The organism is Formosa sejongensis (genome assembly GCF_033447105.1).
In the GTDB taxonomy this organism is placed as follows: Bacteria; Bacteroidota; Bacteroidia; order Flavobacteriales; family Flavobacteriaceae; genus Formosa.
The window spans coordinates 39,012-57,310 of record NZ_JAWQUN010000021.1 but is presented as its reverse complement, the minus strand read 5'-3'; the positions used below and the strand labels follow the sequence as shown (position 1 = coordinate 57,310).

The window sequence follows — 18,299 nt, the reverse complement described above, 5'->3', positions numbered from 1 at the left end:
TATTTATACCTCATTTTTTTGATATTCTAGTAATACAATCTGACTTTTAATCCTCAAAAATTTCTGCTTCCAATTAATACTTTTACAACTTATCGCTTGGTACGATTTTCTTCATTAATCACATTTTCTGATGCTGTAGCTTCTCGAACCTCACCCACACTTTTTACGTCTAAATTGGTTGTTCCGTTAAACGTAATAACTTCTGCATCGGTTTGATTATTTAATGTAATATCAGTAGCGTGCATCTTTGCATTTTCATCGAAATTACCATAACCTTCCCAAACAGATAGTTTAATAGCCATGGTGTCTGGAATATATTCTGGAGCTTCTGTTCTTATATTTACTGTATGTCCTGTTCCATTAATTTTAGCCAATAAATTGTTTGCTAGTCCGTCTCTACTATCTAAAATAGTCATGTCTACAGACGCATTTTTAGCATCGGTATACGCAATACAAAAGGCTTCTCCATATTTAGCATCTGCGCTGCAATTTATTAAAACATCTTCGTTACCTACGTTATAGCCAGTAGCAACACAATCACGTACCACACAATCTATAACCATGTCTCCCGAGGTACTCAACCCTGTGCAAATCCCTCTTCGCATCTGCGTTACCGTACAGTTTTTTACGGTTGTGTTTTTGGTTAGATGACCCTTATAATCTGGATACATCCGTATTCCATCTTCACTAAGGGAAATGATTTCTCCAGGTAATATTTTACCATCTTCTGCAACGTTAGTCCCTTCTATATAATTCCCCTTAGCGGCGTAGAAATTCTTATCAAATCCAAAACCAGACGTTTCTGCAAGCATGGCATCGGTAGTACGTAGTAAGCCATCGACCTCACAACCTTCAATAAGCGTGTTTACTGAGCCTTGTAAAAATATACCGTGTCCCATCGCTCTCATATGGACTTTACAACCTAATAACTTTACGTTTTTCGCAGGATAGCCAACGCGAATACCATTCATTTTACGTACATTACTACCACCACTTATACCATATAAATAGCCATAGCCCCAAGGATTTGAGCCTGCTGTTCGCAACTCTACATCTTTTAAAACCACATATTCTCCAACGATATTAAACATTTTGTTCTTACTTTGATGACCGGGTGTATCGCCATACGTTTCAATATACAATCCTTCTAGTGTAATATGTTTTCCTGATATTTCTATCGCACAATACATATCATTACCATCGTCACTTTTAACTAAATCGGTTCGGCTAAACAACTTTGTATCGACCATAAACCGCACACCTTTTAAATCGTAATATGAATTATGCCCTGTGAATTCTAGAAACCTTATTTTTTCAGCGTCATCAATTTGATAATTTCCCGCTTTAAGTTTTACATGAACATTATCTTGATTTAAATACGTCTTAAATTCGGAAAGCGTATTAACTTCTATAACCGTTTTCTTTGTATCAGACGTTTGGGCATGGCCTGACAATCCAAGGGATAATACGATTAGTAAGGTTGTAATATATGTTTTCATAATGAATTGTTTTTTAAGTATGGATTAGCGTGTCCGCTGTTTTTACTAATGTTTCGTTTTTATTTTTTTATGGAAATTATTTTATAGCCTTCAACGTATTATTAACCCCTAAATCTTTAATGTTTCCAACCGATTCACCTGTGACACCAGAACTTTTATCTGATAAAATAAGAGGATATTCAGTTAAATTATGAATTTCAAAATCTGAAGCTTTAAAGTCGTTTTGATTAGGAAGATTACCGTTTAATAATCGGATATTATTTTTATCGCCACCAACCTGAATTTTCAGTCCTTGGTCTACGCCTTGACTAGAACCACGGATTGTAATTTTGTGTTCACTTCCGCCAATATACGCCACATTCCCAGAACCATTGTAATATGGTTCTTCAGAGGATATCAGCGTAATATCTGCATTATACCCTTTATCTCTTTCGTACGTAGATGCATATGCTGGACCATGCGTCACATCCGCTTTACAATTTACCAATTCGCCAGTTCCCAATGAAAATCCATTTTCGCAACCAATAGCCACACAACCTTCTACACGTTTTTTTCCTGTAGCATGAGCAATAGTCACGCCTGTCCTCATATATTTTACTGTGCAATTTAAAACCGTAACATTCGATGTGCCTCGTTTATAAAATTTGCCATCTATAATTGTTTCTCCACCATCGTACGCACGAATACCTGCTTCTCCTGTACTTAACATATAGCCTTTTGGAAGTTTGTAACCCCAAACCGTCATAAAGTCAACATCGAAAGCGGGTCCAGACGTTTCCTTTAGTATATCGTCGGTTTTACGCATTTCGCCTTCTACCACACAACCTTCAATAATTGGGTTATTCGCCGCTTGCATAAAAATACAATGCCCGTAACTTCTATGTGTGAATTTTGAATCTTTTAAATGATTAGACTCTCCGCGCACTAAACATGCACTGTGTTTTTTATGTGGAATTACAGATTTCCCGCCCTTCCCAAACGCATCGCCATAACCATACGGAAAAGAACCTTTAGTTGTGACATTAAATCCTACGACTCTATTATGAGAACCATCGATAACAATATTATTTGCTCTATGTGTTGGGTGGTCGTTAACAGAACCGACATCGACTAGCGTTAAGTTTTTCAACACATTTTTATTGCCTACAATTTGAATCTCGTACACCTGAAACTTTCCAAAGGCTTGAAACACTTTCGTATCGACATTAATGGTCACTCCAGTAAAATCGTAGGTGCTATTATGCCCTTCAAAAAGCAACAAGACTTTACTCGTGTTTTTAATTATAGTTTCCTTGGTGTAGAGTCCGTTTTTAACATCTTCGGCAGTTATGGAATAGACTCCTGGTTTCATTTTTACATGTACATGATCATCATCCAAATACGGTTTTAATTCTTCTAAAGAATTCACCATGGTTTGTGCGTGTAGCTTTACACCTGGAAATACAAATACACCTAAAAGGCATATCATATAAAATTTTAGTATTGAATTTATTTTGAAGTTGACACCTGATTTAGTCATATAAATTTAGCTTTGATTATGAGGTCTAATTCCGAATGATAAAAATACTGAAGCCCTTTGCATTTAAATATAAACTATGGTTCAATCCCTATAAATTATATGCCTAAACCCAAAAAGTGAAGCCATAGGTTTATAAAACCTCTAACTTCACTTTGATAATTTTGAAATCATAATCTGCTTGCCACTAAAAAACAAGGAACCCACAGGTAGTATTTAATCTAATTCTTTTACTTTAATATGTCTATAAATTACTTCTGCATACTCTGCTTGTAAAGCAATAAATCCAGAGGATAAATCTAAACCTCCATAAGTTGCATTAGTAATTTCGTTTATTAAAACACCATTTAAATAGTATTTTGCTGAATCTCCTCGAACTTCTACTAGCACTTGGTTCCATGCTGGTTTTTCTACATTGGTCCACTTTTTAGATCTACTATAATCATGATTTTCAATTTTAATGATTTCTCCTTCTTTTAACACATCACTATGGCAGCCTAAAATATTCCACAAATCTCCCGTATCACCTTCTTGAATTTGGTACTCTAAACTCGGTGGCCAGGCATACGTTCCAACTTGACAATGGTATAATAAACCTGCATCTCTTATTTCATCTAAGCGTGGCGCAAAACGTCGTTCTCCCCATTTAAATTCAAATTTTAAATCGTAAGTACTGTATTCTTTTTTGGTAACAGCAACTCCATAAGGGGCTGCAGTTTCTGTCCATTTATACATTGCTTTTAGTTCCTGATCTTTATATTCGAACATGGCATTTGCTTCTTCTACAGTCGCATCGCCATGAACAATAAAATCATAATTTGGACCAGACTTTTCTGAGTTCACAAAAAGATCTACCCATTCCCCTTTTTTAGACACTCGTATATCATCTAAAGTTCTAATAAGAATGTTTTTATAAGCTACACGACCATGATCGCCTTGTAATCTTAATGGCGCAAGTGCAACCTCTTCGCTTTCTATACCTTCGCGAGTCGCTCCGGTAACTTCTTTATTTTCATGAATTACAGTGCCATTTAAAATCACTTTCTCGAACATGGCATTTTTGATTTTATTACCATTTTCATCGAATCTAGGTGCTCTAAAAATAATATCGTAAGTCTGCCATTCTCCTAAAGGTAAAGTTGCATTTACTCTAGGCGGAATGCCTTCATAGCCTTTTTCATTTTTTGGTTTACTCTCGTCCCAACGTTGATAAATGGCACCACAATCTGAATATTCTAAATCTTCTTTTCCATAACTATCAAATACTTGTATTTCATATCTGCTTTGAAAATAGATACCTGAATTTGAACCTTCAGGTAGTAAAAACTCTATATGCAATTCCATATCTCCAAAAGAGGCCTTAGTTTCTAAATGTGCTGTTTTACCTGTAGCTCCATTTACAAAAGCAGCATCTCCTGTTTCATATTTAAATAATTTAGTGTTTAAGGAATCTACTTCTACAGTTTTTGCAAGAAACCAATCTCCCGTAGGCTGATTAAAATCTTGTAATGACTTGAGTTTAATTTGACCAAATGAGGTATTGATACCCGCAAGTATTAAAGTCAATAAAAAGATAATTTTACTATGTTTCATCTGTGGTTTTTGGCTATTTAGTTTATCAGTTTGTTTAAAGTGCTATTGAAATACTATACTATTTATTATTTTATTTGAGTCACTTTTCCCTCTAATTGAAATTTAGATTCCACCGTTTTCGTTGTATAGGCATCAGAGTCTCCTTTAAATCCGGGTTGCTTTCCTCCTACTGAAACCGTAAACCATCCGGGTTCCATAACTCTGACACCTTTTTTATTAATCATGGATATCTGACGTGGGGCAATAGTAAATTCTACCGTTTTGGTTTCTCCTGCTTTTAAATGCAGACGTTCAAATCCTTCTAATTGACGAATGGGACGAGGCGTAGATCCTTTCTCGTCTGTAACATACAACTGAACAACTTCATCTCCATCTCGAGATCCAGAATTACGAACCTCAACAGACACTTTTACAGATTCATTCATTTTTATTTTTTTAGGCAATTGAAGATTTTTATAATCAAAACTGCTATAACTTAATCCATAACCAAACGGATATAAAGGTTCACCCTCAAAATATCTATATGTACGCCCTTCCATATCGTAATTTTCAAAATCCGGTAATTGATCCACAGATTTATAATAGATATTTAACCGTCAGACTGAACACGTTTCAGCATCTCATTATTATTAAAATCTGAGATTCAAAAAGTGAGACTCTGAACCAAGTTCAGAGTTTCACTTTTTAATAAACATTACAACTTCACAACTACATCTGAACCATTAAAAGTAACGTTCTGATTTTTTCCTCCAACCATTTCAACAACTAAATCTATCGGTGTTTTAGAAAAATCTAAATACGCGCCATCTCCTTTAACAATATCCAGTGTTTTATTGGCTTCTGAATAGCTAAATTTCACTTCTGAATAGGTTCCGTTTTCATAATCGTAAGATGCATTATCATCCATATATAAGGTATATGTTGCATCTTTTCCTGGATAGATTTTTAGACGTAAAGGTTCGTCTGATTCCTCTGTTGCGTATTGCACTTTTGGTCCGATTGGAATGATGCTTCCTGCCTTTACAAATAGAGGTGTTTCATCTAAATCTGCTTTTACGGAAATTTCCTTACCACCTTCAATGATTTCGTTTGTCCAATAGTTGTACCATTGCCCTTTTGGGAAATACATGTCCATGTCTCGGCTTTGATATTCGGTTACAAAACCAACCATTATCGACTCTCCAAAAAATAATTGGTCTTTAATATCCCAAGTCTTTTTATCTTCTGGGTAGAAATACACCAACGGACTCATAAGCTGTTTACTGTTGGTTGTAATTTGCCATGCTTGCGAATAGATATATGGCATAAGTTGGTAACGTAAATCGATAAACTTACGTGCTGTACTTTCGAAGGCATCATCATATCTCCAAATTTCTGTTTCCGATACATAGCCATGGATTCTAAAGATTGGACTAAATGTTCCAAATTGAAACCAACGCGTTAACAACTCAATAAATTCGGGATTGGTATATTGACTATCGAACTCAGGATTTAAAGAGTTTGAATCTCTAAAGAATCCTCCAATATCATGCGTCCAATACGGCACACCAGCCATAGTAAAGTTTAAACCTGCAGCAATTTGCTCTTCAAACTGCTCCCAAGAAGCTTCAACATCTCCAGACCAAGAGGTTGCGCCATAACGTTGCTGACCAGCATAAGCAGAACGCGTTAAGTTAAACACACGCTCTTCTGGAAACTCATTTCGTCTTCCTTCGTACATCGCCTTAGTCACTAAAAGCGAATATGGATTTTGAACACTTTCGTAAGGTCCTACTGCTGTGTTTACTTTAGTATTAATTACCCCTTCTGGTTCAGTGCCATCTAACCAAATAGATTTTACGCCTTTATGAAACATAGAATCACTTAACATACGATAAAATTGCTCACTTACTTTTTCGTCATAGATATCGACATAATTACTACTTTCTATTTTTGTAAGACCATACTTTTCTTCTAAAGCTTTATTCTTTACTTCCGGCCATACAGACACCATTAAGTTCAGGTTTAAACTTGTTAATTCGTCGACCATAGCATCTGGATTTGGATATTTCGCAGGATCCCATTCTGGTCCTTTTGTTCCTTCTGGCCAATAAAACCAATCTTGTACAATATTGTCAAACGGAATTTCTTTTTCACGCATTTCACGTGCATTCGCTAATAATTCTTCTTGATTGTGGTAACGTTCGCGACATTGCCAAAACCCATAAGCGCTTTTAGCAAACATTGGTGCTTTTCCTGTTAAGTTCTGATATTCTGAAATTACAGCCTCTGGGTTTTCTCCAGCTATTAAATAATAATCTATAGCATGTCCTTTGGTACTAGAAAACACGGTTTTATTAAAATCTGGTTCGTTATAAAACAATTCTCCTGGAATTTTTGCTCCTGTATTTTGGAATACCACCTCGTACGTTTTTCCTGCTTCTAAATGTTTTTTTCCTGAATAGCGTCTTGGCATCCATATGGTTGAATAATTAATAATAGCATCGCCATTTATTTTTACACTAATTTCTCCTCGCATACGACCATCCGGACTACTAAACGCTAAGAATGTATATTCTCCTGTCTGCGTTGGCGTAAACGTTGTTGTCCGAATGTTTTTCTCTTTTGCTTCTTTTGCGGCATACAGTGCTACATTTTCTTTTTCACCACCTTCAGGAACCACCGCTTGCTCTACGACTTCTGTTTCAATGTCTTCGACAGTTGTATCAAATTGTATTTCATTCTGAGGTAAGTTAAAATCTGTAAGACTGTAATTATGCCAATAAATACCATATCCCTTAGTTGACAACAAAAACGGAATCGCTATTTCTTGATTGTACTGTTGTAAACGCATTGGGACATTCTTCCAATTCATAATACCACTTTGGTACTGCCCTAATCCATACAAACCTTCATCTCCCGCGACGAATCCCTGAGAAACGGTATGTTCTGCTTCTGGATCCACATCAATAAATGTGAATTCATTAGTTTCTGAAAGCAAATCTTTTTTATTTAAGGTTTGATATTTTATAATCCCATCGCCATCTAAGGTTACAGTTAACGAATCGGTACGTATTGTTAACATATTTTCAGTTTCTATAAGCTCCCAAGTCACATCTTGAGGCTCTAAAACCGTTACATAATCTGGAATGGTAGAAACTTCACTCCCTGACTTTATTTTTTTTACATGTATAATAGATGCATTTACAACGTCGATCGTAATAAGCGTACTATCTTGATTGACGGAAACACCATTTGCATTTTTTTCTACTTCATATTTGTATTTAGAATTACAACTAAAAACTATAATAGTTAATAGAAATAAACACATCATCTTACCTTGTTTGGAATGTATCATAAATTTCAATTTTTGCTAAGTAAATTTAGCAATCTCTGCAGTAAAACAGAGTAAAAGAAATCTATTTATGGGGTAAAGCAGGTAACAAAACAGAGGTTTTTTTGTACCATATATAACTTTACACCCCTGTACCTGAATCATTTTTATGCGTCTTAGCAAATTGTGATGGAAGAATATTAAATTCTGCTTTAAAACATTTAGAAAAATATTTCGGATTAGAGAATCCTACTTTATAGGCTATTTCAGACACGGTTAATTTATTCATTTTAAGCAATTGTACAGCACGTTTTAAACGCATACTTTTAATAAACTCTGATGGGGAATTTCCTGTTATTGAATTTATTTTCCGATACAAATGACCTCGACTCATCTCTAAAGCCTGACTTAAATCATCTACAGAAAAATTAGAATCACTCATATTTTCCTCTACGATTTCCAATGCTTTTTTAATTAATTGTTCGTCTATAGTGGTTACCGTTATTTCTGAAGGATTAATATCTAACTTTTTGCTAAACACGTCTTGTAAAGCACGTCTTTGTGCAAGCAAACCATGTATTCTAGACTTCAACACGTCTATACTAAAAGGTTTCGTTACATACTGGTCTGCCCCGTTATTAAATCCTATAACTTTATAGTCTTCGGACGTTTGAGCGGTTAATAATATTACAGGAATATGAGACGTCAATTGATTCGTTTTTACTTTTAAACAAAACTCATTTCCATCCATTTTAGGCATCATAACATCACTTATAATGATATCTGGCACATGACTTTGAGCTTGCTCAAGTCCTTCTACTCCGTCTGAAGCTTCTATGACTTTAAAATACACTTCTAAACTTGTTTTTAAAAAGGCTCTCAGATCCGTATGGTCTTCAACCAATAAAACCAAAGGCGTTTTGTTCGTGTGTTTTACCTCTTGGTGTGATTCTGTTTCTTCATGTATTACAATGTCTTTAATATGTGTTTTAACTGGACGTTTTTCTATTTCATTTTTAATAGCTACTAAAGGTATTTGAATAACAAAACAAGACCCGACTCCCATTGTACTTTGTACCGAAATTTTTCCGCCGTGTAACTCTACATATTCCTTTACCAATTCTAAACCAATCCCACTTCCGTGACCTCCTATACTGTTGCCATTATCTAATTGATAAAATCGTTTAAATATCTTATCCAATTCCGTTGAAGGCATACCAATACCATCGTCTGAAACTTCAATTTGAAAATTATTATTTTTATCCTTGCTGGTTTTTATTGAAACATGTCCGTTTTCAGCAGTAAATTTAAAGGCATTTGATAATAAATTGAAAATGATCTTTTCCATTTTATCATGATCAAACAGGGTTTCACACGCCTCTATATCTGTTTTAAATTGAAATTGAATATGTTTTTCATTAAAAAGGGAGACAAATAAAAAGGATAACTCTTTAGTAAAAGCAACGATATCTCCTGCTTCTTTTTTTAATTTTAATTCCCCTGAATCTATTTTCTGAAAATCTAATAATTGATTTACTAAGTTTAATAATCTTTTGCCATGTCGAGACATTAAACGCAATTGTGGTTCTTGTTCTGGATTCGTATTTGTTTTTAATAATTTATCTAAAGGCGATAATATTAATGTTAATGGCGTTCTAAATTCGTGACTTATATTCGCGAAGAATTTTATTTTCATAGCGTCTATGTCATGAGCTCTTTTTGCGTTATTTCTTTTAACAACTTGACGTCTTGCCAAGAATACCAAAGCCGTTAATATTAATCCATAACACATATATGCCCACCACGATTTCCAAAACGGTGGTAATATTGTGATTTTTAAAGACGTTCCTGTTTCATTCCATAAACCATCGTTATTAGATGCTTTTACTCTAAACACATAATCACCTGGATCTAAATTGGTATAACTGGCCTCACGTTTATGTCCGATATAATTCCAGTCGGCATCGAAACCTTCCATTTTATAGGCATATTCATTATTTTCTGGAGTGGTATAATTTAATGCTACAAATTCAAAACTAAGCATAGACTGATCGTGATTAAGCACCAAATTTTCGGTCTTACTGATATGCTTTGTTAAGGGAGAATGCGTCGTATTTACTTGAACTTCGGTATTAAACAACTTAAAATTTGTTAATACGATTTCAGGAATAATTTTATTATCCTCGATCTGATTTGGATTAAAAATAGTGAACCCATTATTCCCTCCAAATAACAGTTCGCCATCAGATGTTTTACAATATACAAACGATGAAAACTCATTACTTTGCAAGCCATCATATTCATTGTAATTCTTAAACGTTTTAGTTTCTGGATTAAATTTAGAGAGTCCGTTATTGGTGCTTAGCCACAAATTCCCTTCGTCATCCTCTAAAATCCCACGTACAGAATTTCCTGCCAGTCCATCTTCGGTGGTAAACACTTGAAACGTATTCGTTTCCGTATTCATTAAATTAATCCCTGTAGAAGTCCCTATCCAAAAATTGTTCTTTTTGTCCTCGTAAATACTCAAAATATAATTTTCTGAAATACTTTTATCGTCTAAATTGTCGTGCAAAAAGTGTGTAAAAGTTCCAGTATTTTTATGAAATAAATTTAAGCCATTTACAGTACCAATCCAGATATCATCTTTTTTGTCTTTGTAAATTACTTTAATTCTATTGTCTGAGATCTGATTTGCTCCGCCAGTATTCCTAAAATGTGTAAAGGTGTTTAATGTCTCATTATACACATCGAGCCCCTCGCCTACATTACCAATATATAAATTATCCTGATCTTTTAATAAGGCATATATGCTATTTGATGCTATAGAATTTACATCATCATCTTTATGTTTAAAGACAGTAAATTCACCGGTTGCTTTATCAAATAAGTTTAGACCATTTAACGTTCCTACCCATAAAAAGCCCGGTTTATCTTCTGTTATAGACAAAATATAATCGTTGCTTAAACCTAAATCATCTTGTGGGTTTGGTTTAAAATGCTGAAAACTGAGACTATCTCTATTAAATTTACTTAATGTACCATTCGCTTTTGTTCCTATCCAAATATCTTGTTCTGAGTCTTGATATAAGGCTCTAACTCTATTATTAAGTAGTCCATTTGGCGCATTATTATCTTTTACATGCACAAAAGGCTTCCTCTTTTTCACAATAACATCTACTCCCGCATCATAAGAGCTCAACCAAATATTACCAAAAGAATCTTCATAAAAACTGGTAATTGTATTACTATTAATACCTGTTGGATTATTTTTATCATAGAGTAATCTATGTGTCGTATTATTTGCTGATGAGGTATAAATTAATCCATAGTCCCTTACCGAAACCCAGCTATTTCCTTCTGAATCTGAAAAAGGGGATACTAATTTATCTGAAAATTTAAATGGTAATTTTATCTTTTCAACTTTGAAGTGGTCTTTTAATTTTAAATAATAATTGGCTTCCGAAAATGAACCTACGAGTACATCTCCGTTTGCCTGTAAATGCAAATTATCCACATTGACATCTTTTATAAGTGACTTAAATGTTGACGTTTTTTCATCGAAAACATCAAGTCCTTTACTCGTTGCAACTAACAATCCTCTTTTCGGATCTTTTAACATGCCATTTATAACATTTGAACGTAATGTATTTTTATCGCCACTAATATGTCTATAATTAGACACTTTATTTGTATTAATATCTAAAGTATACAAACCCGAATTATCGGTTGCTATCCATAAGGTGTTATTATCTACATATAAAAATTGAATGGTAAAAGTTCCGAATTCGTCCTTAAAAACGTCATTAAACCTGGTAATTTTATACGTCTCTAAATCAATTTTATTCAAGCCTTTATGTGTTCCAATCCATAACTGCTTATGCTTATCTTCTGCAAGGGCAAGTATTAAGTTATTACTTAAGGAGTGCGGATTCGTTGGAGCATATAAAAAATTTAAAAATGAATACCCATCATAGCGACATAATCCATCTTCCGTCCCAAACCACATAAAACCATCGGAATCTTGCAGCATGGTATGCACCATATTTGAGACTAATCCATCCTTTGTTGTGAGATGTTCAACGATTAAATTTTGAGCACGAATTGGAAACCAAGTAAAGAATATAATAGTGATAAGTAAACATGATTTTTTCATTTTATTATACATTTTCACTTCCACTATTATTATATTATTTACAATTACAGCTAATATTCTTTATAAAATTAAAACTATTAAAAAATTGAATTTTACGCTATATAGCTAATCTATCTCATGAAATAAATTTTACATGAAATAAGTTTTGGCTTTACTCTGTTCTATACGCATCCGAAATAAGTCGCAAAATACTAGGGTAAAACCAAGCTATGCCTATTTAAATTTTATGATTATCACTAGTCTTTTTTCAACCTTTCTCAGAAGTACTGTAAATTATAATTTTATTTATTGTTTTGGAAACCCAGTTGGTAAAGGTGGTACATTTAAAGCTTCTTTTTCATCAGGAACTCTGTTCGATGTGGTTTGTTTGTCGCCATACCAATATACACCAACACCATAGCCCATTTCGCAATCTGTCCAACTCCAAACTTCCATATCTAGTTGTAAGGATTTGCTAAATGGCATAATATCTAAAGATCGGGTTCTTAATTCGGTACTATAACCTAAAGTGTTTTTTTTGCTTGCGTTTTTTTCCTCTGTGGTTTTAATATTTACTTTATTATACACATAAGAACGAGGTTGTGCATGAAAAGGGTGTTCATAAAAATCATTGCTTTTACCTCCCCAAGAATAGCCATAATAATCTTCTGTTCCAGTTCCGAAAATAGATGGAAAATCTTCGCCATCTACCCATATTTTTTCATCACCTTCACCCCACCATCTCGCAACAGGATTCATAACAGTTAAAGCATCGCCTACATAAACCCCTCTTCCTTTAAGTATCACATAATTCCAATCTGAATAGGGCCGTGTTGCTACTGGGTATTGACCTCGCCATGCGGCATTAAAATACATACTTTCGCTATCCCAATTCCAATTTCCCACAGTTGCTTTTAAATCAACCTGGACTGCTTTTTTTCCTAAATTAACTACAGTTATCTTTCCTGATTTTTGATAAGGCATTGGCCATCTAGAGGTCATAGTACCATCTTCGCTTACAGCTATATGCCAGCCTTGATGTGGATTTAAACCGATACCACTACCAAAAAAATCACCAATAGGAGTCCAAACGGTTTGCTCGCCATCAAATTCAATTTTTAAAACAACAGAACGAGTTACCTCTAAGTTTTTATAATCTTTTAACTTTATACTCAACGCTCTAATTACAGCATTTCCTTCTGGAAGTTCTAAAGATTTTTCTTTTTTTGAACCTAATTTAGCTGTGAATGCAACTTGTGTTCCTTCAACTTTACTATTAGGTTCTAACAATAATTTCCCGATTTTCTGGGTTAAAGGCATGGTTTTATTAAAATCGTCTTTTGTAAATGTTTTAACAGGTGTATAATCATCATAAGACCTGTATGTAAAAACATAGAAGAAAGGTCTTTGTGTTGTTGTTATTTTACAACTTTTAGCATAGGGAATTGGAAAAAATGAAACTGCAGAACGTAGTGATTGATGTGCAAATGGGAACGGAATTTCTCCAGTTCCATCAAGCAATCCTAACATATTTCCTTGCAAAACAGGCTCGGTATTTCCATCTAAATAAATTTTTATTTCAATATCGGTATTCGGTTTGTCTGCACTTAAAAAAGGCATCCAAGTACGGACTAAGGCACCTGGACCTACATGATCCATTAACACCCATTCTTTCTGTCCGTTTTTTTCTTCTGTTCTAATAAAATTATGGTCGTTGTCATTATCATTATAATCATGATTATTAAACCATCCCACGGTATCATTAGGTGTTTTAGACGCTCTGTTATAACTACTTTCTTGTTTTAACCTAAAATTATCTCTTGGAAAACGTGCTACAGCATCCCTATCCACCATTTCTTTCAATAAGGATTCAAGGGTTATTTTCTCTACATTTTGAGCAGATGCTAAAAGTGTGAACACAAAAAAAAGAGCACTTAAAATTGATTTCATATTATCACCCATATAAAGACACATTTTACTTGCTAACAATTAGTTATCTTGCTCCAATTCTACATAATTATAATACACAGCGCCTTCCATGTCTCCAGCGGCATTTAAAAACCAAGTTTGAATAAATGCAGGACCTTTAGGCAAATCTTTAATACTAAAGTTTACGCCATCTGCTTCTGGATTAACAGCTTTAGTTTCATCGACATAAACGTCATCTCCATTCCATATTTTTATACGGGCTTGGGTAATATCTAGTGCTTTTCCAGGACCAGCAGCTGTGATTGTCGTTTCATTTTCTATCTCTTTTGGCCAACGACGTAAATCGAAATTGTAAGTCCCCGATTTATCAAATTCTACAGCTATAAAACCACTTCCTGTTACTCCTTTTTTCACACTCTCTTGATCCCAAATTACAGTCCCGTGAAAATCGTGTGCCAATAAATGTGATTGAGGTTCTTCTGGATGACCAAGCATAATACGTGTATATTCACTTGAACGTTCGTCTACCAACTTCCACCAGTCTTCATATTCTTGTTTTAACTCTGCAACTACAGCGTCGTTTTCTGAATCTGAAATAATATCATGTTCTTGTTTCATATCTACAAGCACATCATATAATTCCCAATCAGACACACTATCTGTTCTTACCAAACGCCATTTATGCTCTATAACATCGCCATTCCAATCATCTTTTTTAACTGATAGTTTTTTATACTTCTGCGGAAATTCCGTCCACATATCGTTAATAGTGACTGCTCTTTTTTTGTAATCCTCTGGATTGTTTGAAGAATCAGTATCTAAAAAGGGTTTAAAGCTACGTCCGCGTATTTTTAATTTTTCAGGTCTATTTTCAACATCCTCTAAATCTAAAATATCCATAAACGTCGGCAACCAATCTATATGCGCTGTTAAAGCTTCTACTTCTCTTCCTAAGCCTTCACCTCCAAGATTTCCATCTTTCCATCTTACAAAACAGGGCACTCTTGTTCCTCCATCATAATTAGAACCTTTTCCACCTCTTAAATAACCGCCATCACCATTATCTGTTGTAAACACAAGTATCGTATTATCTGCAATGCCTTTATCATCTAAAAACTTTAGCAATCGTCCGAAGTTCTTGTCTATATTTTCAATAGTTCCTTTTTTAGCACCGACACCTTCACGAGCATCTGGCGGCAACACATGTGGCGCATGAGCTGTTCCAAGAGGAATATAAGCAAAGAAAGGTTTGTCTTTTTTAATATTATCGTCCATAAAATCCATAGCGCGATTCATGAAAAAGTTCGTGGTAAATGCACCTTCAATACCATCGTCTTCATCGGTCATTTCGACTAGAGAATCGTTTACCCAAACTTGAGCGCTATTATTGGTATTTCCCCAATAATCGGGTTGCTGTCCGGTACCACCACCTTTAACCCAAGCCACCTCTTCGAAGCCTCTGTCTTTAGGACGGAATGGATAATTGTCTCCCAAATGCCATTTAAAAAACAAACCTGTGGCATAGCCGTTAGCTTTAAAAATATCGGCCATGGTAATTTCATCGGCACGCAACATATTACGTCCGTTAATGGTGTGCCACACTCCAACAACATCACTAGGTCGTCCGGTAAGTAAAGCCCCTCGTGTAGGTGAGCAACTTGGGGATACATGAAAATCTGCTAATCTTACCGATCCCTTTGCAAACGCATCTATATTGGGTGTTTGTGGCCCATTGCCTTTGTAATACGAAAACGCACTGTGGCTAATATCGTCTGGCATAACAAAAATCACATTAGGGCGCTTTTCTGTTTTTACTGATTGGGATTCTGTATTTTGTTGTTTACAAGCCCCAAGTGTAAGTGCTATACTAACTAATAGGCTCAATGTCCAAACGCGTCGTTTCATAAAATGTTTTTTCAATAATTTACACCAAACTAACACGCAAATAATAACATAGATTTAAATTATTTAAATCGCTGGCAAGCTCGTAAGGGTTTATCTATACAATGTTAACCATTAGTCTTAACTTTCTTTATAAACCATGATTCAGAGTGTATAACTTATGTTGTTTTTAAGGTGTATAGAAAGAACGCTATGATTATATTATGAATTAATCAGAAATAATGTTCTAAACTCTATGTTGTACATTCTTTTCATTTTTTCCATTGATGAAAAACGAAACTAAAAAATCTAGGCTGCATCCACCCTATCTAAATGTTATGCTTGTATCCTAAATTTCAGGAACTCGCTTTAATGAGTTTAATTATTAAAATGCGTTAGGTAAAAACAAAATTTGATAAATTAACTTCCTGACGTTTTGCTCAAACAGCCTAAAATTTTACGGATATTTCACTGCACATTTTACGATAGAATGGCTGACGCCATTGCTACGTTTCATAGTTCTAACTAACTACAAAAATCTTTACCGAAATCCGTAACTCATAACCCAGTTCCCTCCATTGGGATGACATTCTAGATTAATGTTCAATTTGTCTTTTCGAGTGATTTTGAGGTACGAAAAATAGTATCGAGAAACTAAATAAAAAAACAAGTATTGCATTTCTATCTGATTTCATTTTTTCCATTGCCAGATACTTTCCGATTAATTCACTAATTAAAGTTCTCCAAGCAGACAAAACAGAACGGAGTTTCACCATCTATTAAAAAATTGTTAGTTTTAGTAAAACAAATATTAGTTGCTGTTTTGTTAGCTTCTTATTTCATTAAAAACCAATATATTCGTATTAAATCATAATAGTTAGTATGGTCAGTTTGAGTGGAGTCGAAAACCGTTATTAAATCATCACATAGCAGACATTCAAAAAACTAATTAAACCAAAAGAAAGACATTGTTAGAGCCACAACCATCAATTGAATTATTTGGACTTGTATTACACGAGCCCGTAACAGCATTAACAGATGTTTTGGTTTCCATTATCTGTTTAGTAGCCTATATAAAATTAAATGCATTACCTCAACAAAGTCAAATTCAGGGGTTATTTAAGTATTATTTTCTTTCCATGAGTTTAGCCACGTTTTTAGGTGGAGTTTTAGGTCATGCTTTTATGCCTTATTTACCCTTTTATATGAAGCTTCCAGGATGGATTACAAGTATGTTATCTATTGCTTTAATTGAACGTGCTTTGATACAATATTCTCGACAATGGATTGATCCAAAAATTGGTGCTTTCTTTTCAAAATTGAACATCATAGAATTAGTTGTTTTTTTAATACTCTCACTGGTCACATTAAACTTCCAATTTGTACTTATTCATGCGGCCTATGGTATGGGGATAGTCGTAACAGGATTTACAGGCTTTGTTTACCTTAAAGAAAAAAGCACAGGTAGCAAGCAAATATTATATGCCATGATCTTTAGTACCATTGGAGCTATCTTTTTTGTTTTCAGAATAGGATTAAATACATGGTTTAATCATGTAGACATCAGTCATGTGTTTATGATGATCGCTTCAGTACTCATTTACAAAGGGGCTAAAAACCTTATTAAGGGCTAACTTCTGTTTTCAAGCGAATGAAATTAGCAGGACTGCCTAACCCTCATTATTTTTCTACTCCAAGCATAAGCATAGATTGTTGATTTAAAACCAATCGTATATAAAACGCAGTAAGCATAAAAACAAAAAAATAGAAGATGAAAGAAGTTGAAGAATATTGTCCTTCTAACAAACAGGATTGGAGAAAATGGCTTGAATTAAACCATATAGAAAAGGATGCTGTTTGGTTGATTTTTTATAAAAAGAAGTCACCAAATCATAATCTTAATTGGAGTGAATCTGTTGACGAATCGCTTTGTTTTGGTTGGATAGACAGTACAAAAAAAACAATTGATACTGAGAGATACAAACAATATTTCAGTAAACGGAAGGCAAAAAGTAACTGGTCGAAAGTAAATAAGGTCAAAATAAAAAATTTAATTGACCAAGAACTTATGAAGGCAGCAGGCTATAAAAGTATTGAAGTTGCAAAAGAAAATGGGTCTTGGACAATTCTAGACGGCGTTGAAAATCTAGAAATTCCGAAAGATCTAAAACAAGAACTAGCAATTTGTAAAGTAGCATCGGAATATTTCGAAAGCTTAAGCAAGTCTAATAAAAAGTCCATTTTATATTGGGTTATTTCCGCTAAAAGAAAAGAAACAAGACATAAAAGAATTATAGAAATCGTAGAAAGTGCTAGTTTACAATTGAAACCAAAACAATTTAGATAAAAAAACGGCTTACAGTCCTAGTGGTGATTTTGAGGCACGAAAAATGGTTTAGAAAAACCAAGGTATTAACTCTATTTCTTTATCCT

General features: G+C 34.3%; 10 protein-coding genes. 2 read left to right on the top strand and 8 right to left on the bottom strand.

The window, feature by feature from the left end:
* Positions 1-89: 89 nt before the first annotated feature.
* The 8 genes from R6X41_RS15865 to R6X41_RS15830 form a co-directional block, all read right to left on the bottom strand.
* The gene (locus R6X41_RS15865; protein ID WP_318501331.1) at positions 90-1,499 is read right to left on the bottom strand and encodes a right-handed parallel beta-helix repeat-containing protein; all 1,410 of its coding nucleotides are present in this window, start codon (positions 1,497-1,499) and stop codon (positions 90-92) included.
* 76 nt (positions 1,500-1,575) lie between these two features.
* Positions 1,576-2,967 carry a hypothetical protein gene (locus R6X41_RS15860; protein ID WP_318501330.1) on the bottom strand — a complete coding sequence of 464 codons (1,392 nt, stop codon included), beginning with the start codon at positions 2,965-2,967 and terminating at the stop codon, positions 1,576-1,578.
* 264 nt (positions 2,968-3,231) lie between these two features.
* A complete protein-coding gene (locus R6X41_RS15855; protein WP_318501329.1) occupies positions 3,232-4,608 on the bottom strand; it encodes a 3-keto-disaccharide hydrolase in 1,377 nt (458 codons plus the stop codon).
* Between the two features lie 65 nt (positions 4,609-4,673).
* Entirely contained in the window at positions 4,674-5,180 is a 507-nt protein-coding gene (locus R6X41_RS15850) for a fibronectin type III-like domain-contianing protein (RefSeq protein WP_318501328.1), read from the bottom strand.
* Between the two features lie 122 nt (positions 5,181-5,302).
* Positions 5,303-7,945 (bottom strand): glycoside hydrolase family 31 protein, encoded by a 2,643-nt coding sequence (locus R6X41_RS15845; protein WP_318501327.1) that lies wholly within the window; start codon positions 7,943-7,945, stop codon positions 5,303-5,305.
* Between the two features lie 118 nt (positions 7,946-8,063).
* Positions 8,064-12,077, bottom strand: a complete 4,014-nt coding sequence (locus R6X41_RS15840) for a hybrid sensor histidine kinase/response regulator transcription factor (protein WP_318501326.1) — start codon at positions 12,075-12,077, stop codon at positions 8,064-8,066.
* A 285-nt stretch (positions 12,078-12,362) separates the two neighbouring features.
* Positions 12,363-14,006 (bottom strand): glycoside hydrolase family 172 protein, encoded by a 1,644-nt coding sequence (locus R6X41_RS15835; protein ID WP_318501325.1) that lies wholly within the window; start codon positions 14,004-14,006, stop codon positions 12,363-12,365.
* A 39-nt stretch (positions 14,007-14,045) separates the two neighbouring features.
* Positions 14,046-15,890, bottom strand: a complete 1,845-nt coding sequence (locus R6X41_RS15830; RefSeq protein ID WP_318501324.1) for a sulfatase-like hydrolase/transferase — start codon at positions 15,888-15,890, stop codon at positions 14,046-14,048.
* A gap of 944 nt (positions 15,891-16,834) precedes the next feature.
* Between R6X41_RS15830 and R6X41_RS15825 the strand changes: the two genes are divergently transcribed.
* Positions 16,835-17,500, top strand: coding sequence for a DUF6962 family protein (locus tag R6X41_RS15825; RefSeq protein ID WP_318501323.1), 666 nt, complete (start codon positions 16,835-16,837; stop codon positions 17,498-17,500).
* Between the two features lie 137 nt (positions 17,501-17,637).
* Entirely contained in the window at positions 17,638-18,213 is a 576-nt protein-coding gene (locus R6X41_RS15820) for a YdeI/OmpD-associated family protein (protein ID WP_318501322.1), read from the top strand.
* The last annotated feature ends 86 nt before the right edge of the window (positions 18,214-18,299 follow it).